Genomic DNA, 19526 nt, shown 5'->3' on the forward strand with positions numbered 1-19526 from the left:
ACGGCAACAGAGGCCGTCTGAAAATTGTCAACATTTTTACTGCAAAAAAACGCAAAATAACGGATAATAGCGGCGGCTGGAAAATCGGCCTGTTTTAAGGGTGCAGCCGTTTGCATGATACGTTTTCAGACGGCCTGCTGCTTTGCGGCGGTTTTCATTCTCTATTGTGAATTCATCATAATAGTGAATTCACTTTTAAAGTATTACAACGCATACCACCTTTTCCCTATTTTCAAACGGCACTTATGTGGAATTTAAAGAACACGTGCATGTTTGGGCATGCACGCTACACACTGTTCCCCGTCCCGCTGGCGGGAAGGGGCTAGGGGAAGGGTGGCTCGCTGCGGTGTCATATTTTTTAGGTTAATTCACTATATCTTCCCGTTTTTTATTAAAAAGGAATACAAATGGCAAGCGTAAAACGTGCCCTGATCAGTTTGTCCGACAAAACCGGCGTGGTCGAATTTGCCCAAACCCTCAACCGCTTGGGCGTGGAAATCCTGTCCACCGGCGGTACGGCGAAATTATTGGCTGAAAGCGGCGTTCCCGTGATTGAAGTGGCGGATTACACCGGCTTTCCGGAAATGCTCGACGGGCGTGTGAAAACGCTGCACCCGAAAATCCACGGCGGCATTCTCGGCCGCAGGGATTTGCCGGAACACGTTGCCAAAATGGAAGAACACGGCATCGGCAACATCGATTTGGTGTGCGTAAACCTGTATCCGTTTGCCGCCACCATCGCCAAGCCCGACTGCACGCTGGAAGATGCGATTGAAAACATCGACATCGGCGGCCCGACCATGGTGCGTTCTGCGGCGAAAAACTGGAAACATGTTGCGATTGTAACCGATACCGCCGATTTTCCTGCAGTGGCCGCCGAATTGGAAGTAAACGGCGCATTGAGCGACAAAACCCGTTTCAACCTTTCCCGCAAAGCCTTCAGCCACACCGCTCAATACGACGGTATGATTGCCAATTATCTGACTGCGCTGTCGGACGAAAAACTCAGCGGACAGCCTGAAAGCAGCCTGTTCCCAAGCCAATTCAACCAAAGCTGGGTTAAAGTTCAGGATATGCGCTACGGCGAAAATCCGCACCAGCAGGCGGCGTTTTACCGTGATATTGCCCCTGCGGCAGGCAGCCTGAGTGCCTACCGCCAGCTTCAGGGCAAAGAATTGTCGTATAACAACATTGCCGATGCCGACGCTGCTTGGGAAGCGGTCAAAGCATTTGACGAACCCGCCTGCGTGATTGTCAAACACGCCAATCCGTGCGGCGTTGCCGTTGCCGCCGACACGCTCACCGCCTACCGCCTTGCCTACGCCACCGATACCACCAGCGCCTTCGGCGGTATTATTGCGTTTAACCGGGAAGTGGACGGCGAAACAGTCAAACAGATTACCGACAATCAGTTTATGGAAGTATTGATGGCACCGGCATTCACCGCCGAAGCCTTGGAAATCGCCGCCGCCAAGAAAAACGTTCGGGTGTTGGAAGTGCCGTTGAGCGCAGGTGCCAACCGCTTCGAGCTGAAACGTGTCGGCGGCGGCCTTCTGGTGCAAACGCCGGACATCCACCAATTAAGAGCAGCCGATTTGAAAGTGGTCAGCAAACGCCAACCAACCGAACAAGAGCTGAAAGACTTGCTGTTTGTGTGGAATGTGGCCAAATACGTTAAATCCAACGCCATCGTGTTCGGCAAAGGCGGCCAAACCTACGGTATCGGTGCTGGTCAGATGAGCCGTGTCGATTCCACCCGCATTGCCGCCCGCAAAGCCCAAGATGCCGGTTTGGATTTGCACGGCGCATGTGCCGCTTCCGATGCCTTCTTCCCGTTCCGCGACGGCGTGGACGTGATTGCCGAGCAGGGCATTAAAGCGATTATCCAGCCCGGCGGCTCAATGCGGGACGAAGAAGTGTTCGCCGCCGCCGACGAACACGGCATCGCCATGGTGATTACCGGCGTGCGCCATTTCCGCCACTAATCGCTGATGGTCTGAATGCCGTCTGAAAATGCCGAAATGCGTTTTCAGACGGCATTGGCTTTAGAATAATGAAAGAATCAAACATTATGAACAAACATCTTTTTCTCGCCGTTTTGACCGCACTGATACTCGCCGCCTGCAGCAACGCCCGCACCGGCGGTTTTTTCGGTGCGTCCAACAATGGTGCCGCAGGCGGCATTACGCAGTCGTTCAGATGGTGAGTTCGGATTTGCCTGAAAAATAACCCGTTCACGATAAAAACAATTTTACATTTTGATTTTCAGATTATTGAAATATAGAAATAATATTTCTTCATTTAGTGAAGCATTTAACCAAAGTATTAAAATTTCAGGCAGATTATTTTAATGCGATGGAAAGTGTTAAGATTAATTTACGCTAAAATGCCGATTTATTTAAATTATTTTCAATCTGATTTTATATGCCGTCTGAAAAGGCGGGAGGTCATCATGAACACATCTTCTTCACACACTTCAACATGGCGCAGCCGCATGAATGCGCTGGGGCCGGGCATTATGATGGCTTCGGCGGCAGTGGGCGGCTCGCACCTGATTGCGTCCACGCAGGCGGGGGCGCTCTATGGCTGGCAGTTGGCGCTGATTATTATCCTGACCAACCTGTTCAAATATCCGTTTTTCCGTTTCAGCGCACACTATACGCTCGACAGCGGCAAAAGCCTGATTGAAGGCTATGCCGAAAAAAGCCGGCTGTATCTGTGGGTGTTTCTGATTTTATGTTTCGCAGCGGGAACCATTAATGCCGGTGCGGTGGCGATTGTAACGGCGGCGATTGTGAAAATGGCGTTGCCGGGGCTGGCCTTGGACACCGGCATGGTGGCGGGGCTGGTGATGCTTTCCTGCTTGCTGATTTTGGTCAGCGGCCAATATAAGGCTTTGGACAATGTTTCCAAAATCATCATCGTCAGCCTGACGATTGCCACCGTGGCGGCGGCGGGCATTGCCATGTCGCGCGGTATGCAGATGCAGCCCGACTTCATCGAGCCGTCGCCTTGGAATCTGGCAGGCTTGGGCTTTTTGATTGCCCTGATGGGCTGGATGCCGGCACCGATTGAGATTTCCGCCATCAATTCGCTGTGGGTAACGGCAAAACAGAAAATCAACCCGTCCAGCTATCGCGACGGCATTTTCGACTTCAACGTCGGCTTTATTACCAGCGCCGTATTGGCAGTGGTGTTTTTGGCACTCGGTGCGTATGTGCAATACGGCAACGGCGAAGAAGTGCAGATGGCAGGCGGCAAATATGTCGGCCAGCTGATTAATATGTATGCCGTAACCATCGGCGACTGGTCCCGTCCGCTGGTAGCGTTTATCGCCTTTGCCTGCATGTACGGCACCACGATTACCGTGGTGGACGGCTACGCCCGTGCCATTTCGGAATCGGTGCGTCTGGCACGCCGCAAACAGGAAGAAGTCGGCAGCAAAGAGCTGTTTGCATGGGACATCTGGGTAGCCGGCAGCGGCATGGCCATCATTTTGTGGTTTAACAGCGCCATGGCAGAACTGTTGAAATTTGCCATGATTACCGCATTCCTCGCCGCCCCCGTGTTCGCATGGCTGAACTACCGTTTGGTATGCGACGATAAAAAACACGTTTTAAGCACCGGCATGAAAGCCTTGAGCATTATCGGCCTGATTTACTTAATCGGCTTCTCGGTTATTTTTATCCTGAACTACGTCGGCATCTTGGCTTGATTGCGGGAATAAATAAAAAACAGGCAACGGTTCGGTTGCCTGTTTTTATGGGGAAATAATCGGGAAAACGATAGTGTAAATCCGTTTAATAATCCATACGATTTGCAGATACCCCGTTATTCCGACTTTCGTCGGAATAACGGGCGTGTTGGGTTTGGAGTGTACTAGAAATTTGGTTAATTCACTATATATCGTGAATTCACTTTAAAAGTATTACAGCGTTGGCTCGCCCAGCTCAAAGAGAACGGTTTTTGTAACCGGATTAAACAACAATCCGGACAAAACCTGTCCCGTACTATAGTGGATTAACTGAATAATCCATACAATTTAATCTGGCACTCGTAGGGTGCGAGCCAAAGCACACACCTGTTCTGTGCATTTTATATCGAAGCCGTCTGAAAATCTGATTTTAGCTGCGCAGAAACTCGCTATGCTTGTTTTCAGACGGCATTCATGGGGAATTTAGAGAACACGTGCATGCTTTGGCATGCACACTACACACAATTCCCCGTCCCGCTGGCGGGAAGGGTGGTTCACTTGGGTTGTAATATTTTTTTGGTTAATTCTACCTGTACTGTCTTCGGCCCGCCGCCTTGTACTACTTTTAAAGTGAATCCACTATATATTAACGGACACGTGCATACTGAGGCATGCACGCTACGACTTTTCGGTATGCTGGCGCTGAATGTGTCGTAGCGTGCGTGCCTCAGTACGCACGTGTTCTGTGAACTTCATATTAAAGCCGTCTGAAAATCAGATTTTCAGACGGCTTTGCTTATCGGCGGACTAAATCAGTTTGAGCCGACTTTGATTTTTTGCCACAGATTGACGGTCAGTTTTTTCGCATCGCTGCTCATTTGCGGCATTACGAAACCGTTTTGCATATCTTCCGAAGTCGGGAAGATGGAACGGGTATTGACCAGTTCGGCAGGCATTTTTTCGCGTGCCGGTTTGCTGGCAGGGGCGAAGGTTACGGCGATACCGTTTTTCGCAGCGATTTCCGGATCCAGCGTGTAGTTGATGTATTTGTGGGCATTGACAACGTTTTTCGCATCGGCAGGAATCAGCCAAGATTCAATCCAGAAGCCCATGCCTTTCGGGGTCAGTACTTCGATGCCGACGTTGTTTTTCACTTCTTCCGAACGGGCTTTGGCCAAGTTCAGGTCGCCGCCGTTACCGGCCGCCAAGCAGATGTCGCCGCGTGCCAACTCGTCAATGATAGACGGGCTGAAGCGTTTCACGTCAGGGCGGATGGCTTTCAAGACTTCGGCTGCGGCTTTGATGTCGTCAGGGTTGCTGCCTTTAGGGTCTTTGCCTAAGTAGTTCAGCAGCAGCGGGAACATTTCAGACGGCGTATCCCACAAGGCGATGCCGCATGATTTCAGCTTGTTGGTGTATTCCGGTTTGAACAGCAGATCCCAGCCGTTTTCAGGCAACTGGCCGCCCAGCAGCTCTTTGCCTTTGGCGGTAATCGCCAAGGTATTGACACCGGAGAAGTAAGGCACGGCATATTGATTGCCCGGGTCGGCGCTTTCCAGCATTTTCAGCAGCTCGGGATCAATGTTTTTGTAGTTCGGAATCAGGTCTTTATTGACTTTTTGGTAAGCACCTGCTTCGATTTGGCGAGGCAAAAAGGCGATGCCCGGTACAACCAAGTCGTAGCCGGATTTACCGGTCAGCATTTTGGCTTCCAGAGCTTCGTTGTTTTCATACAAGTCGTAGGTCAGCTTGAGGTTGTTGGCTTTTTTGAAGTCTTCAACCGTGCTTTCATCAACGTAGTTGGACCAGTTGTAGATATTTAAAGTGTCGGTAGCGTCTGATTGAACATTGGCAGCAGGCTCGCTACCTGCTTGAGGTTGTTCGGCTTTGTTTTCGCTACCACCGCAGGCGGCCAGTGAAAATGCGGCCAATACGGCTAATACAGATTTTTTCATACGGGTTGTTTTCCTGATGAAAGGTTGGATAAAAATAAACAACACTTGTGCCCCATAAATACCCCAGCACAGTGCAGGCCTATTGTAATGTAAGTGTAATGAAACGCAAAGCAAAATCTGTCTTATACGCCGAAAAACCGGATACCGTGCCTTAAAACGGCTTTGAGGCCGTCTGAAAATCGTGATTCGGGCGGTGAGTGTGGCTTTTGCGTAAAATTATCCGCCGATTTGGCGGATTTGCGGATAAAATACTTGCACAAAGCGGTGTTCCTCTTTAGAATAATGCGTTTACAGAATTTATTTTTAGGAGATATTCACTATGGCAAACAGCGCACAAGCCCGCAAACGTGCCCGCCAGTCGGTTAAACAACGTGCCCACAACGCCAGCCTGCGTACCGCTTTCCGTACTGCAGTTAAAAAAGTGTTGAAAGCAGTTGAAGCCGGCGACAAAGCTGCTGCTCAAGCAGTTTACCAAGAATCTGTTAAAGTCATCGACCGTATCGCCGACAAAGGCGTTTACCACAAAAACAAAGCAGCTCGTCATAAGAGCCGTTTGTCTGCCAAAGTAAAAGCCTTGGCTTAATTTTTGCAGAATCGGCTGCACCTGATGCGCAGCCGGCCAAATGCCCCTGACGAACCTTTCCAGTTTCAGGGGCATTGTTGTATGGAAATATGAATGGCGGCGCTTAACGGCTGCCTTGCAGTAGAAAGATTTGCGAATGAACAGGCTGAAACATTATCTGCCTGCCGGTGCATTATTGCTGACGGCGGTATCGGCGGCGTGGGGCGAAGCGCCGGCACTGGCGTGTACTTCGATTACCGACAATACCCTGCGTTTGGCGTGTTACGACAAAATCTACGCTGCCCAATTACCGCCGAAATCGCCGCTTACCGAATCCCCCGATGTTGCCCCAAAAACGCCGGTGGATTTGGAAAAAACGGTCGATGCCAGTTTGGAGGGCAAATCGGCAACCATTGTATTCGACCAAAATCAGCCGATTTTTTCGCAACAGGATTTAATCGAGGCGGCGGATGCTTACACGCCTTTGAGCGAACTGTATGATTTGGATGCCAATAATGCCTCCGGCCTGCTCAGTGTACGGGAACACAACCCGATGTATCTGCTGCCGGTTTGGTATCATTCCAGCCCGAACTATACGCCCGAATCACCTTCGCGCGGCGTTACCGCTGCCGAGCGGTTCAAAACCCAAAAACGGCTGGAAACCAAAATGCAGATTTCTTTCAAAAGCAAGATTATGGAAGATCTGTTCAAAACCCGTGCCGATTTGTGGTTCGGCTACACGCAGAAATCCGACTGGCAAATTTACAACCAAGGCCGCAAGTCTGCGCCGTTTCGCAATACCGATTACGAGCCGGAAATTTTCCTGACCCAGCCGGTGAAAGCCGATTTGCCGTTTGGCGGTAAATTGAGAATGGTCGGTGCCGGTTTTGTCCACCAGTCCAACGGCCAGAGCCGCCCTGAATCCCGTTCGTGGAATAGAATTTACGCCATGGCGGGCATGGAATGGGGTAAATTGACCGTGTTGCCGAGAGTATGGATGCGCACCGACCCCAACGGCAATGACGACGACAATCCCGACATCAACCAATATATGGGTTACGGCGATGTGAAACTGCATTACCGCCTGAACAATCAGCGCAGCGTGTATTCGGTGTTGCGTTATAATCCGAAAACAGGGTATGGGGCGGTGGAAGCGGCCTATACTTTTCCGATTAAAGGTAAACTCAAAGGCGTGGTACGGGGTTTCCACGGCTATGGCGAGAGCCTGATCGACTATAACCACAAACAAAACGGTCTGGGCTTCGGTTTGATGTTTAACGGGGGCGACGGTCTGTAACGCAGGCCGCAGAGGGAAAGCTGAAAAATTTATTAAAAATACTCGTTTCTTGGCGGTCAAATGCGTATAATGGTTCGCTTGGCCGCAGGGTTTTTATGGTCGGCGGTTGGGAAGCAGAGCGGCGTAAGTCGATTGCGCCGGATTGCCCCTTATGCTTGGCCGGAAGATTTTTCGGGTAGATGAACATGGCTGAAAAAAAGGCTGACAGCGGAAAAGTAGCGAACGCATTGAAAAAATATCTGATTACCGGCGTGTTGGTGTGGCTGCCGATTGTGGTTACGATTTGGGTGATAACCTATATTGTATCGGCTTCCGACCAACTGATTAACCTGTTGCCGCAGCAATGGCAACCGAAACAGGTTTTCGGCTTCAATCTGCCTGGTTTGGGCGTGATTGTGGCGGTGGTGGTTTTGTTTGTAACCGGCCTGTTTGCCGCCAATGTGCTGGGTAAACGCATTATTTCGTTGTGGGACAGCGTGTTGGGGCGGATTCCGGTTGTCAAATCAATTTATTCTAGCGTCAAAAAAGTTTCCGAATCGCTGCTTTCCGACAGCAGCCGTTCGTTTAAAACCCCGGTGTTGGTGCCGTTTCCGCAGCCCGATATTTGGACGGTTGCCTTTGTGTCCGGCAATATTCCGACCGAAGTTGCCGCTGCGCTGCCCGAAAGCGAATATGTTTCCGTGTATGTACCGACCACGCCCAATCCGACCGGCGGTTATTACATCATGGTGAAAAAAAGCGATGTCCGCCCGCTCGATATGAGTGTGGATGAAGCCCTGAAATATGTGATTTCGCTGGGCATGGTGCAACCGGATCAGCAAACCGCTCTGCTTGCCAAACCTGCAGCAACCGAAAGCGAAACCGAATAAACAACCATAGGCAAAGCCGTGGATGCGGTTTTGCAGCAATATAAATACACAGGCCGTCTGAAAATCAGGCGGTTTGTCCGTTATCCCTGATTTTAAATCAACATCATAAAAGGTGATTGTATGCGTACCAATTATTGCGGCTTGATCAGCGAGCAATATTTAGACCAAACCGTAACCGTAAAAGGTTGGGTACACCGCCGCCGCGACCACGGCGGGGTGATTTTTATCGACTTGCGCGACCGTGAAGGCATCGTACAGGTGGTGATCGACCCTGATACCAAAGAAGCATTTGAAACCGCCGATTCCGTGCGCAACGAATACGTTTTGAGCATTACCGGCCGGGTGCGCAACCGTCCCGAAGGCACGACCAATGACAAAATGGTTTCCGGCAAAATCGAAATTCTGGCCAAAGAAATCGAAGTATTGAATGCCGCTGCAACGCCGCCGTTCCAAATCGACGATGAAAACATCAGCGAAAACGTGCGCCTGACCAACCGTGTGATTGACCTGCGCCGTCCGGTGATGCAGCACAATCTGAAACTGCGTTACCAAGTTGCCATGGGCGTACGCCGCTATCTGGACGAACAGGGCTTTATCGACATCGAAACCCCGATGCTGACCCGTTCCACCCCCGAAGGCGCACGGGATTATCTGGTGCCGAGCCGTGTCCACCCCGGCGAATTTTTCGCCTTGCCGCAATCGCCGCAGCTGTTCAAACAACTGCTGATGGTGGCCGGTTTCGACCGCTATTACCAAATCACCAAATGCTTCCGTGACGAAGATTTGCGTGCCGACCGTCAGCCCGAATTTACCCAAATCGACTTGGAAACCTCGTTTTTGAACGAGGACGAAATTATGGACATCACCGAAGGCATGGCGAAAAAAGTCTTTAAAGATGCCATCGGTGTCGAATTGGGCGATTTCCCGCGTATGCCGTTTTCCGAAGCCATGTTCTATTACGGTTCGGACAAACCCGATTTGCGTATCAGCCTGAAATTTGTCGAGCTGACCGACTTGATGAAAACCGAAGAATTTAAAGTTTTCCGTGGTGCAGCCGATATGAAAGGCGGCCGTGTGGTGGCGCTGCGTGTGCCGAACGGTGCCAAACTCAGCCGCAAAGAAATCGACGAATACACCAAATTTGTCGGCATTTACGGTGCAAAAGGTCTGGCATATATCAAAGTCAATGATGTAAGCAACCTGAGCAACGGCGAAGACAGCGGCTTGCAAAGCCCGATTGTCAAATTCCTGTCTGAAGCGGCCTTGAAAGAAATCATCGAGCGCACTCAGGCGCAAAACGGCGACATCATCTTCTTCGGTGCCGACAAAGCCAAAATCGTTAACGAAGCCATCGGCGCATTGCGCATTAAAGTCGGCTTGGAACACGGCGCAGAAAACGGCTATTTTGCCGATGAATGGAAACCTTTGTGGGTGGTCGATTTCCCAATGTTCGAATACGACGACGAGGCCGACCGCTATACCGCCGTCCACCACCCGTTTACCGCCCCGAAAGCCGGCCACGAAGATTTGATGGAAAGCGAACCGGAAAACTGCTTGGCACGAGCCTACGATATGGTATTGAACGGCTGGGAAATCGGCGGCGGTTCAATCCGTATCCACCGTGCCGACGTTCAGGAAAAAGTATTCTCCGCCCTGAAAATCAGCCCGGAAGAGCAGCAGGAAAAATTCGGCTTCCTGTTGGACAACCTGAAATTCGGCGCACCGCCGCATGGCGGTTTGGCTTTCGGCTTAGACCGTTTGGTAACGCTGATGGCGGGTGCGGAATCCATCCGTGATGTGATTGCCTTCCCGAAAACCCAGCGTGCGCAATGTCTGCTGACCAACGCACCGAATGCGGTTGATGAAAAACAACTGCGCGAACTGAGCCTGCGCCTGCGTCAGAAAGCTGCGGAAAACAAAGAAGCGTAATTGAAGCGCAGCGAGGCCGTTTGAAAACGGGTTTGAATATTCAAACACAGTTTTCAGACGGCTTTTTTACGGTATGGCAGGCGGTCGATTTGGTTTATCGAGCCGGATTGCCAATAATCCGCAACACTTTTCCCCATATGCCGCCGCATTCCGCTATATAATGCCTGTTCCGTTTCCATCACAGAATATTCCCATGCCGATTTATTTTATTGCCGATTTACATTTGAGCGAAGGGCGGCCGGATTTGCTGGCGCTGTTTCTGCAGTTTCTGCAGGGGCGGGCGTTGCGCTCGGAGGCGGTGTATATTCTGGGCGATTTGTTTGATTTTTGGATTGGCGATGACGAGCATTCCGAACTCATCGATACCGTGGCGCAGGCGTTGCGGCAGGTCAGCAGCAGCGGCGTGCGCTGTTATTTCGTCCACGGCAATCGGGATTTTTTAATCGGGCGCAAGTTTGCCGAAAAATGCGGCATGACGCTGTTGCCGGAATATCATACGCTCGACCTGTTCGGCACTAAGGCGCTGATTTGCCACGGCGATACGTTGTGCATTGACGATATACGCTATCAGCAGTTCCGCCGCAAAGTCCATCAAAAATGGCGGCAGCGGCTGTTTTTGTGCTTGCCTTTATCATGGCGGCTGCACATCGCCCGCAAAATCCGCAGTGTGAGCAAACAGGACAAACAGCACAAATCCGCCGAAATTATGGATGTGAACCCCGAATTTACCGCCGCCACCGTGCGGCAATACGGCGTGCCGCTACTGATTCACGGCCACACCCATCGCGAGGCGGTTCATCGTGAAAACGGTTGGACGAGAATTGTGCTGGGCGATTGGAAAAGCGATTACGCTTCGATTTTGAAATATGATAAAAACGGTTTTGAATTTGTCGGCCGATAACAGGCCGTCTGAATTTGCCGCCCTGTTTTCAGACGGCCTGTTGTGCCGCCAGCCGTGTGTCGGGCGGCTAAAAACAGCAGGCGTAGCTTGGGTCGAGACCCAACATTATTTAAACACCTTGAAACATAAGATTTTGTTGGGTTACGCTCGTGTTTCGCTATCGTGAATTCACTTTAAAAGTATTACAGCGTTGGCTCGCCTAGCCGTACTACCTGTACTGTCTGCGGCTCGCCGCCTTGTACTACTTTTAAAGTGAATCCACTATAACCGCAATCTACCCCCGATTTTGTAGGGAAATATCGTGTTCAGCTATATCCCGCCTGCGTGTCGGACAGTTGAAAACAAGGTAAGATAGCCCTGAGTTCCCTTAACAATAACCCGAATTTCCGCTTTGATAATCCGCCATGACCGCACACCGTATCAACCACGAACCCGTTTTCCTGCTCGCCGCTGCGCCGTGGCGGGAAAGCAGTCTTCGGCTGGAAGTATTCAGCCGCCATTACGGGCGGGTGGCGCTGTTGGCACGCAGCGCCCGCAAGCGGCAGAGCGAACTCAGGGGCGTATTGGTGCCGTTTGTGCCGATAGACGCTTCGTGGTACGGCTCGCAGGAACTCAAAACGCTGCACCGTGCCGAATGGGTGGGCGGCTGGCCGCAGCCGCAGGGCAGGGCGGTGTTCAGCGGCTTGTATCTCAACGAAATCATGCTCAAGCTGACCACCCGCGAAGACCCGTTGCCCGAACTTTACGACAGTTTGGCACACACCATGCGGCAAATCTGCAGCGGCAACGACCACGCCGCCGCCCTGCGTGCCTTTGAGTGGGAACTGCTCGGCCGCATCGGCTATGCCCCCGATTTAACGCAGGACAGCAACGGCAGCACCATCGATCCCGAAATGCAATACTGGCTGCGCCCCGAAGAAGCCGTGATGCCGCTGGCCTTGGCACACCGTTTGGATGTCCACCGCAGCCGGGGACTGGTTGTCGCCGGCGAAGCCCTGATTGCTTTGCGGGAAAAACATTTCGCAACCGGCAACAGCCTGCAGCAGGCGTTGCGGATTACCCGTTTCCTGCTTGATTTCCGCATTCCCGAAGGGATTAAGTCCCGACAAGTGCTGCAACAGCTTCAGCAGCTCGAATTCGGCGGAACGCAGGGCGGAAACGGTTGAAACATCAATTTGAGGCCGTCTGAAAATCGGGTTTGCCCGTTTTCAGACGGCATTGTTAAGCAAGTAGTCATTAAATAAAGGAGAAACTGATGAACGAATTATGCAGAGTGCGGGCGATTACCGCTTTTACCTCGCTTTCCCCCGACCGCAATACTTGGGAAGCAGTGCTGACCGAAGCCAAGCAGCAATGCGATGCCTTGAGCGGCGCATTGGCGGCGGCGGGTTATACGGTGCAGTCGGTGCGGATTGTGTCCAACCCGTTCGGCGAATACATCGATACGTCGGACAGTGCGGCGGCCAAGCGGGATTTGGCGCAGATTCAGGATATTCTGCAACGGATTAACCGGGGCGGGCTGCGTATCCGTTTTGCCGTCGGAGAGGCACGCAATGAGCAGGAAATTGCGCTGTTGCCCGAACTGATTCGGGATTACGGCGACTTGTGCAATGCCTGCGTTAATGTCGAAACCGATGAACACGGTTTTCTCAATCAGGAAAAAATCCGAATCTGCGTGGAAGCTGTGCAGAAAATCGGGGCGATTACGCCGCGCGGTGAAGGGAATTTCAATTTTACCGTTAATTTCAACTGCAAATCCTATATCCCTTATTTCCCAGCAGGTTATCATCGGGGCGAGCGGGGTAAATGTATTGTTATCGGTTTGGAAACGCCCGATTTGCTGGTGGCCGCTTTGCAGGATTTGGAAAACCGTCCTACCGAGCATGCCGACTATTTCCAAGCGGCTTATCAGGCAATGAGTTGCGCCCTGCAGCAGCATGTCGATACCGTTCAGGCAGTCGTGGCAGCAACGCCTTTGGCGGCAGGCTGGCAGTATATCGGCATGGATACGTCCGCTGCGCCGTCGAAAAACTGCGCTTCGATGGTGGACGTGTATAAATTGCTGCGTGTGCCGTATTTCGGTGCGGCGGGAACAGTAGAAGCCTCGGCGCTGCTGACACGGGTGTTTAAATCGCTGAAAGGCGTTGAAGCCGTCGGTTTTTCCGGCCTGATGCTGGCAGTAACCGAAGATGAGGGCTTGGCGGCGGCGACCCGTGCCGGACAATTCGATATCCGTGCCTTGCTGACATACAGCAGCGTGTGCGGCATCGGTTTGGACACTGTGCCGGTCGAGGGCAATACGTCGGCCGATAAAATCGCCGCCATCATGCGGGATACCGGCACCATGGCATTCCGCCTGAACAAGCCGCTGACCGTGCGCCTGTTTCCCGTACCGGATTTGCAGGCAGGAGAGATTACGGCGTTTGAAAGCGATGATTTGTGTAACTGTGCAGTGTTGGCCATACCGTAACCGTTTGCCGGCCTGTATCTTTTCAGACGGCATTAAGGCCGTCTGAAAACCATGATTGAACGAAAGGAATTGTTATGTTGTTGGGCGTGAATATCGACCATGTGGCGACTGTACGCAATGCACGGGGAACGGTGTATCCGAGTCCGGTAGAGGCGGCGCTGATTGCCGAAACCCACGGGGCGGACCTGATTACCATGCACTTGCGTGAAGACCGCCGCCATATCAAAGATGCCGATGTGTTCGCAGTCAAAAATGCGATTCGCACCCGCCTGAATCTGGAAATGGCGCTGACCGAAGAAATGCTGGAAAATGCCTTGAACGTGATGCCGCAAGACGTGTGCATCGTGCCGGAAAAACGGCAGGAAGTAACCACCGAAGGCGGTTTGGACGTTTTGGCGCAGCAGGAAAAAGTAGCGGAATTTACCCGCATTTTGAGCGATGCCGGCATTCGGGTGTCGCTGTTTATTGATGCCGACGAAGCGCAGATTCGGGCGGCGAAAGAGGCGGGCGCACCGGTGATTGAAATCCACACCGGCGCTTATGCCGATGCCGCCAACCATGCTGAACAAATGCGGCAGTTGCAGCGGATTGAAAACGCCGCCCATTTTGCCAATGATTTGGGCTTGGTGGTCAATGCCGGACACGGGCTGACGATTCACAACGTAACCCCGATTGCCCGCATTTTAGCGGTTCGGGAACTGAATATCGGCCACGCCCTGATTGCCCAAGCCGTGTTTTTGGGTTTGCCCGAAGCCATCCGCCAGATGAAAGACGTGATGTTTAAAGCCCGCCAATTACCTTGAGGCCGTCTGAAAACCGTGTTTTTAGTGGATTTGCCTTGGGTGAAACATCGAAGTTTCTATGCAAATCGGTAAACTGATGACAATCTGAAAATAATTGGTGTGCAACATTGCGTTATGCGGCACACTATTCCCCGTCCCGCTGGCGGGAAGGGGATAGGGGAAGGGTGGCTCGTTGGATTATCATTTTTTGATTATTCCACTATATATTGAAAAAACAGAGGAACAGCCATGATTTACGGTATCGGAACAGATATAGTGTCGCTGCGCCGCATTGAGCGGCTCTACCGCAAATACGGGCAGGCGCTGGCGCAGCGGATTCTTACGCCCGAAGAATTGTTGGAATTTCCGCAGGCAGCGCAGCCGGAGCGTTATCTTGCCAAACGGTTTGCCGCCAAAGAAGCGTTTTCCAAAGCCGTCGGCACCGGCATTCGGGGCGCAGTGGCGTTTGACCGCATCGGTGTCGGGCATAATGCCTTGGGCAAACCGGAATTTTTCTACGCCCCGCCGCTGGAACAATGGCTGCAAGAACAGGGAATCGGCTGTGTCAGCCTGAGTTTGAGCGATGAAGAAGACATGGTGGTGGCGTTTGCCGTTGCCGAACAGGCAGACTAAGCTGCGACCATTTTATTGCACGACCATCAATCGGAAAGCAAACCCCAAATGACCCCAAACGACCCACGCCCCTTAGTTCGGGTGGTTGCCGGAATCGTGTTGAACGAAAACGGCGACTATCTGCTCAGTTCCCGCCCCGAGGGCAAACCCTATGCCGGATATTGGGAATTTGCCGGCGGCAAAGTCGAAGCCGACGAAAGCGAATTTGCCGCCCTGCAGCGTGAATTTGCCGAAGAACTCGGTATCCGCATTCACCGAGCCACGCCGTGGCTGACCAAAATCCACGCCTACGAACACGCCCATGTCCACCTGCGTTTCCTGCGGGTGGCGGCACACGAATGGTCGGGCGAATTGCAGGCAAAAGAAGGGCAGCAGTGGAGCTGGCAGAAAGCAGGCGATTTCACCGTATCGCCGATGTTGCCCGCCAACGGCCCTCTGCTCAAATCCCTGTCGGTGCCGACCGTATTGACAGGCCGTCTGAAAACCGCCGTTTGCGGCGAAAACCGCATGGGTGAATACCGTGTCGTGCCGTATCATTTGGCAGAGCCGCACCACCGCCGCCTACTGATAGACGCAGCAGAATGGGGCGGCAAACCCTTGCCCCAAGCCGAAAGCATCTGGCTGCTGATCCGTTCGCCCGAAGAATGGCCGCAGGTGCAGGATGCCGATGTCGTGGTGTGGCAGGTTGCCGATCCGCAGACGGCAGAAGCCGTGGCGGCACGGCTGACGCAGGGCGTATCATTGCCGCTGGTTGTCGCCGCCCCGCCGCCCCTGCTGGCGCAATACCGTTCACGTTGGCTGGCCGCAGGAGCGCACGCCGTATTGGCAGACGAAGAAACCGAGGCCGTCTGAAAACGACCTGCAGCGAAAAACAAAGGCTTTGCAAAAATGAGTACACGCAAATTATTCACCATCGGCATTGCGCTGCTGGTGTTTGCCGCCATCAAACTGATCCTGCTGGATATTTTCTGGCAGCAGAGCGCCGCCGAACAAACCGCCTGCGATGTCCGACAAGGCTGCACCTTGCCCAACGGCGCATACGTCAAATTCAGCGGCACTGTCTCGGCAAAAACACCATTTAGCGTCGAACTGCGCAACGTTGCCGCCGAAGTCGGCGAAGTCAGCGTCAGCTTCGCCATGAAAGATATGGATATGGGCTTCAACCGCTATCCGCTGCAACGCAGCACAGACGGCGCATGGCAGGCCGACCATATCCGCCTTCCCCTGTGCGTTGCCGGACGGCGGGACTACCTCGCCGACATCAATATCGGCGGACAGGTTTTTCAGACGGCCTTTAGTGCGGAATAGGCCGTCTGAAAATGGTATGGGGCAATTTCATTATTAATGAAATTGCCCCATCGTCATGACCTGCTGTGCAGGAATTAATGCTACAATTATAAATCAGATTTTTCCCAATTACAAATCAATTCATGAAAAGCAGGGTTTTTGAACAACTGATTTCCAGCGAACGTTTTTTACGTTATCAGGCAGCAAGTGCATATAATAATCGCAAAGCAATGATATTGTACCGCTATAATTTGCAGCTTTCGCAAGAGTTGTTCAGCATGATTTCCATATTTGAAATCATTTTGCGCAATAAAATCGACCAAGAAATGTCGCAAAGCGACTGGCTTAGAGATGCCGTGCAGAGCGGGGGAATTTTTGACACGCCGGCCTGCATCAAAACCAAAGAAATCATTGAGAAAAAATATAGAAAAATTCATCGCAACGGATCATATTCACATGGAAAATTGATTGCCGAACTGAATTTTGGTTTGTGGACCAATCTTTTTCAGCCGAATCAATACAATGCTGTTTTGAATACCGGTAAGGACATTAGTCGGATTGCAGTATTGTCATCGGTTTTGCCTTTGATAAATTGTTCCGGCGACAACAAACGTGAGCAAATCCATAAAGTATTGGGTGAAATCAACCAAATACGCAATAGAATCGCACATCATGAACCGATTTGTTTTAACCGCCGATTAGGCAGACATACCCGCAAAAATACCTATTATGTCCGCAAAAAATATCAGCTGATTATCAATATGTTGAAAGATATGAGCGTGGATACCGACGGTTTGTTTTACGGCTTGGATCATGTACTGAAAATCTGCGATAAGATTGATGCACTTTAAAAAAACGAGAATAAAAAATCTGAAAAATAAAAATTTGAGAAACCGTAATCTGCACTAGAATCCGCCGCTTTACATTTATTCCCCTCTAAAATACAGTAAATTCACAACACAATACAGAAAGCCTGTGTTGCCCAACCCCGAAAGGAAACCCCATGACCCAATATTCCCTGTTTGCCACCTGTCCGAGAGGTTTGGAACAGCCTTTGGCAGACGAGCTGGCCGCCTTAGCGTGCCAAGAAATCCGCCCTGTGGAGGGCGGCGTGGCCTGCAAAGGCACGTTGGAGCAGGTGTACCGCATCAACCTGCATTCACGGGTTGCCAGCCGTGTTTTACTGCGCCTGAGCAAAGCCGCTTACCGCAACGAAAACGACATCTACAAACTGGCGAAAAATATCCGCTGGTTCAACTGGTTTACCCTTGAACAAACCTTCAAAGTCAAAGTCGAAGGCAAGCGGGCCAATGTTAAAAGTCTGGACTTCACCGCCCTGAAAATCAAAGATGCCGTGTGCGACGCTTTCCGTGAAATCTACGACCAACGCCCGAATGTCGGCAAAATCCACCCCGATATCCGCATTCATGCCTTTATCGCCGAGCGGGAAATCGAAATCTTTATCGACACTTCAGGCGAAGCCCTGTTCAAACGGGGCTACCGCCAAGACACCGGCGAAGCCCCGCTGCGGGAAAACCTTGCCGCCGGACTGCTGCTTTTGGCAGGCTACAACGGCAGCCGGCCCTTTCAAGACCCGTTTTGCGGCAGCGGCACGCTCGCCATCGAAGCCGCATGGATTGCCGCCAACCGTGCGCCGGGACTGATGCGCCGATTTGGTTTCGAGCAGCTGCAAAACTTCGACAAAGCCCTGTGGGTCAAACTGCGCCAAGAAGCCAAAGCCGCCCTGCGTCCCGTTGCCGCTCCCATCGGCGGCAGCGACAACGACCGCCGCATGATACACGCCGCCAAAGCCAATGCCGAAGCTGCAGAAGTGGCAGAATATATTGATTTTGAAATCAAAGATGCCCAAGCCGTCCGACCCAACGGCGACAACGGCATCATGCTGTCCAACCCGCCCTACGGCGTACGCCTCGCCGAAGTCCAAGCCCTGCAGGCCCTGTATCCGCAACTCGGCTCGTGGCTCAAACAACATTACGCCGGCTGGCTGGTCGGTATGTTTACCGGCGATCGGGAAATGCCCAAATTCATGCGCCTGTCGCCGAAACGCAAAATCCCGCTCTACAACGGCAATCTTGATTGCCGGCTGTTTCTGATGGACATGGTCAAAGGCTCAAACCGCTGACCGTTGATTGTTAAGGCCGTCTGAAAATAGGGAAATTTCCGTTTTCAGACGGCCTTTGTTGTATTGGTGCAACAAAAAAATCAGAAAAAGAGTAGATAAAACAATTAGGTAAGTAAATATGCCGTCTGAAAACCGTTATCATCGGGCATCAAGGCGGCGTTTGATTGCCAACACCGGAAGCGGCGGTTAGAATGAAAAACACCAACACACTTGTTGGTAAAGTCTGAAGCTGTTGAATATACCGATATTTTGATAAGGAACAGAGACATGAAACAAAAAATTTTCGCCGCTGCACTGGCAATCGCATTACCTGCTGCCGCATTGGCACAAAGCACTCCGGGTTTTTACGTTCAAGGCGATGTAGGCCATGCGACTTTGAATGGTAAAGTAGCCAATGGTGTAAATAATAAAGTAAAAGGCTTTAGTCCACGAGTTTCCGTCGGTTATGATTTTGGCAACAACATTCGTGCAGCAGTAGATTATACACACTACAAAAATCGTAAAAATAATTCTGAAAATTTTAGCAGCGAATTTAAGCCTTATGGTGTAGGCGTATCTGCGATTTATGATATTGAAACAGGGTTGCCTGTAAAACCTTATGTTGGTGCGCGTTTGGGCATTAACCATGTTTCAGCAAAAGTAAAAATTCCTGGCAGAGATCTTTCTTATAGTGAAACCAAAACCGGTATCGGTGCTTTAGTTGGTGTCAGCTATGATGTTACCAGCAACATTGCACTGGACGCTGGTTACCGCTACAACTACTGGGGTAAATTCGGTGATGTGAAACTGCACAGCAACGAATTCCACGGTGGTGTACGTGTGAAATTCTAATCTCTAAACAGATTGCAGGTCGTCTGAAAATCGGATTTTCAGACGGCCTTTGTGTATTTTGGAAAAGCAGGTATTTGAAAATCATTTTATATATAGTGGATTAACTGAATAATCCATACCATTTAATCCGGTACGTGTAGAGTGCGAGCCAAAGCACGCACCTGTTCTGTGAG

Annotated in this window: 18 protein-coding genes; 17 read left to right on the forward strand and 1 reads right to left on the reverse strand. The window is 51.4% G+C overall.

Translation table 11 applies throughout. The features are described 5' to 3' along the window. The first annotated feature begins 407 nt into the window (after positions 1-407). The 3 genes from purH to PJU73_RS00730 all read left to right on the forward strand — a co-directional run bounded on the left by purH (position 408) and on the right by PJU73_RS00730 (position 3715). Positions 408-1985 (forward strand): bifunctional phosphoribosylaminoimidazolecarboxamide formyltransferase/IMP cyclohydrolase, encoded by a 1578-nt coding sequence (gene purH, locus PJU73_RS00720; RefSeq protein WP_237090979.1) that lies wholly within the window; start codon positions 408-410, stop codon positions 1983-1985. Positions 1986-2071: 86 nt separating this feature from the next. Next, the gene (locus PJU73_RS00725) at positions 2072-2206 is read left to right on the forward strand and encodes a hypothetical protein (RefSeq protein WP_272607451.1); all 135 of its coding nucleotides are present in this window, start codon (positions 2072-2074) and stop codon (positions 2204-2206) included. Positions 2207-2452: 246 nt separating this feature from the next. Next, positions 2453-3715, forward strand: coding sequence for an NRAMP family divalent metal transporter (locus tag PJU73_RS00730; protein WP_237090980.1), 1263 nt, complete (start codon positions 2453-2455; stop codon positions 3713-3715). 791 nt (positions 3716-4506) lie between these two features. Here PJU73_RS00730 and PJU73_RS00735 read toward each other — a convergent pair. Continuing rightward, positions 4507-5649, reverse strand: a complete 1143-nt coding sequence (locus PJU73_RS00735) for an extracellular solute-binding protein (RefSeq protein WP_237090981.1) — start codon at positions 5647-5649, stop codon at positions 4507-4509. 319 nt (positions 5650-5968) lie between these two features. On the opposite strand from PJU73_RS00735, the gene rpsT reads away from it, so the two are divergent. The 14 genes from rpsT (at position 5969) to PJU73_RS00805 (ending at position 19353) form a co-directional block, all read left to right on the forward strand. Then, positions 5969-6232, forward strand: coding sequence for a 30S ribosomal protein S20 (rpsT, locus tag PJU73_RS00740; protein ID WP_237090982.1), 264 nt, complete (start codon positions 5969-5971; stop codon positions 6230-6232). 136 nt (positions 6233-6368) lie between these two features. Beyond that, a complete protein-coding gene (locus PJU73_RS00745; protein WP_237090983.1) occupies positions 6369-7508 on the forward strand; it encodes a phospholipase A in 1140 nt (379 codons plus the stop codon). Positions 7509-7693: 185 nt separating this feature from the next. Continuing rightward, entirely contained in the window at positions 7694-8377 is a 684-nt protein-coding gene (locus PJU73_RS00750; RefSeq protein ID WP_237090984.1) for a DUF502 domain-containing protein, read from the forward strand. A 120-nt stretch (positions 8378-8497) separates the two neighbouring features. After that, positions 8498-10306, forward strand: a complete 1809-nt coding sequence (gene aspS, locus PJU73_RS00755) for an aspartate--tRNA ligase (protein WP_237090985.1) — start codon at positions 8498-8500, stop codon at positions 10304-10306. 193 nt (positions 10307-10499) lie between these two features. Beyond that, positions 10500-11207, forward strand: coding sequence for a UDP-2,3-diacylglucosamine diphosphatase (gene lpxH, locus PJU73_RS00760; RefSeq protein WP_237090986.1), 708 nt, complete (start codon positions 10500-10502; stop codon positions 11205-11207). Between the two features lie 404 nt (positions 11208-11611). Continuing rightward, positions 11612-12373, forward strand: a complete 762-nt coding sequence (recO, locus tag PJU73_RS00765) for a DNA repair protein RecO (RefSeq protein ID WP_237090988.1) — start codon at positions 11612-11614, stop codon at positions 12371-12373. Between the two features lie 89 nt (positions 12374-12462). Beyond that, positions 12463-13677 (forward strand): DUF711 family protein, encoded by a 1215-nt coding sequence (locus PJU73_RS00770; RefSeq protein ID WP_237090989.1) that lies wholly within the window; start codon positions 12463-12465, stop codon positions 13675-13677. 74 nt (positions 13678-13751) lie between these two features. Further along, a complete protein-coding gene (pdxJ, locus tag PJU73_RS00775) occupies positions 13752-14480 on the forward strand; it encodes a pyridoxine 5'-phosphate synthase (protein ID WP_237090990.1) in 729 nt (242 codons plus the stop codon). 228 nt (positions 14481-14708) lie between these two features. After that, on the forward strand, positions 14709-15092 hold the full coding sequence (gene acpS / locus PJU73_RS00780) for a holo-ACP synthase (RefSeq protein WP_237090991.1): 384 nt from the start codon (positions 14709-14711) through the stop codon (positions 15090-15092). Positions 15093-15140: 48 nt separating this feature from the next. Next, positions 15141-15944, forward strand: coding sequence for an NUDIX domain-containing protein (locus tag PJU73_RS00785; RefSeq protein WP_237090992.1), 804 nt, complete (start codon positions 15141-15143; stop codon positions 15942-15944). A gap of 36 nt (positions 15945-15980) precedes the next feature. Continuing rightward, positions 15981-16400: a hypothetical protein gene (locus tag PJU73_RS00790; RefSeq protein WP_237090993.1), complete on the forward strand. Its 420-nt coding sequence runs from the start codon at positions 15981-15983 to the stop codon at positions 16398-16400. A 209-nt stretch (positions 16401-16609) separates the two neighbouring features. Then, positions 16610-17230, forward strand: coding sequence for an Abi family protein (locus PJU73_RS00795; protein ID WP_237091060.1), 621 nt, complete (start codon positions 16610-16612; stop codon positions 17228-17230). A 152-nt stretch (positions 17231-17382) separates the two neighbouring features. Then, positions 17383-18522, forward strand: a complete 1140-nt coding sequence (locus PJU73_RS00800) for a THUMP domain-containing class I SAM-dependent RNA methyltransferase (RefSeq protein WP_237090994.1) — start codon at positions 17383-17385, stop codon at positions 18520-18522. A 267-nt stretch (positions 18523-18789) separates the two neighbouring features. Next, positions 18790-19353 (forward strand): opacity family porin, encoded by a 564-nt coding sequence (locus tag PJU73_RS00805; protein ID WP_237090995.1) that lies wholly within the window; start codon positions 18790-18792, stop codon positions 19351-19353. The last annotated feature ends 173 nt before the right edge of the window (positions 19354-19526 follow it).

The sequence above is a fragment of the Neisseria lisongii genome (assembly GCF_028463985.1).
Taxonomy (GTDB): domain Bacteria; phylum Pseudomonadota; class Gammaproteobacteria; order Burkholderiales; family Neisseriaceae; genus Neisseria; species Neisseria lisongii.

What these genes read in the sequence shown, in the direction of transcription:
- recO (WP_237090988.1), top strand. Translation starts at nt 11,612, where the DNA reads ATGACCGCACACCGTATCAACCACGAACCCGTTTTCCTGCTCGCCGCT.
- PJU73_RS00800 (WP_237090994.1), top strand. Translation starts at nt 17,383, where the DNA reads ATGACCCAATATTCCCTGTTTGCCACCTGTCCGAGAGGTTTGGAACAG.
- PJU73_RS00805 (WP_237090995.1), top strand. Translation starts at nt 18,790, where the DNA reads ATGAAACAAAAAATTTTCGCCGCTGCACTGGCAATCGCATTACCTGCT.
- PJU73_RS00725 (WP_272607451.1), top strand. Translation starts at nt 2,072, where the DNA reads ATGAACAAACATCTTTTTCTCGCCGTTTTGACCGCACTGATACTCGCC.
- acpS (WP_237090991.1), top strand. Translation starts at nt 14,709, where the DNA reads ATGATTTACGGTATCGGAACAGATATAGTGTCGCTGCGCCGCATTGAG.
- rpsT (WP_237090982.1), top strand. Translation starts at nt 5,969, where the DNA reads ATGGCAAACAGCGCACAAGCCCGCAAACGTGCCCGCCAGTCGGTTAAA.
- PJU73_RS00795 (WP_237091060.1), top strand. Translation starts at nt 16,610, where the DNA reads ATGATATTGTACCGCTATAATTTGCAGCTTTCGCAAGAGTTGTTCAGC.
- pdxJ (WP_237090990.1), top strand. Translation starts at nt 13,752, where the DNA reads ATGTTGTTGGGCGTGAATATCGACCATGTGGCGACTGTACGCAATGCA.
- aspS (WP_237090985.1), top strand. Translation starts at nt 8,498, where the DNA reads ATGCGTACCAATTATTGCGGCTTGATCAGCGAGCAATATTTAGACCAA.
- PJU73_RS00730 (WP_237090980.1), top strand. Translation starts at nt 2,453, where the DNA reads ATGAACACATCTTCTTCACACACTTCAACATGGCGCAGCCGCATGAAT.
- PJU73_RS00785 (WP_237090992.1), top strand. Translation starts at nt 15,141, where the DNA reads ATGACCCCAAACGACCCACGCCCCTTAGTTCGGGTGGTTGCCGGAATC.
- lpxH (WP_237090986.1), top strand. Translation starts at nt 10,500, where the DNA reads ATGCCGATTTATTTTATTGCCGATTTACATTTGAGCGAAGGGCGGCCG.
- PJU73_RS00735 (WP_237090981.1), bottom strand. Translation starts at nt 5,649, where the DNA reads ATGAAAAAATCTGTATTAGCCGTATTGGCCGCATTTTCACTGGCCGCC.
- purH (WP_237090979.1), top strand. Translation starts at nt 408, where the DNA reads ATGGCAAGCGTAAAACGTGCCCTGATCAGTTTGTCCGACAAAACCGGC.
- PJU73_RS00745 (WP_237090983.1), top strand. Translation starts at nt 6,369, where the DNA reads ATGAACAGGCTGAAACATTATCTGCCTGCCGGTGCATTATTGCTGACG.
- PJU73_RS00770 (WP_237090989.1), top strand. Translation starts at nt 12,463, where the DNA reads ATGAACGAATTATGCAGAGTGCGGGCGATTACCGCTTTTACCTCGCTT.
- PJU73_RS00750 (WP_237090984.1), top strand. Translation starts at nt 7,694, where the DNA reads ATGGCTGAAAAAAAGGCTGACAGCGGAAAAGTAGCGAACGCATTGAAA.
- PJU73_RS00790 (WP_237090993.1), top strand. Translation starts at nt 15,981, where the DNA reads ATGAGTACACGCAAATTATTCACCATCGGCATTGCGCTGCTGGTGTTT.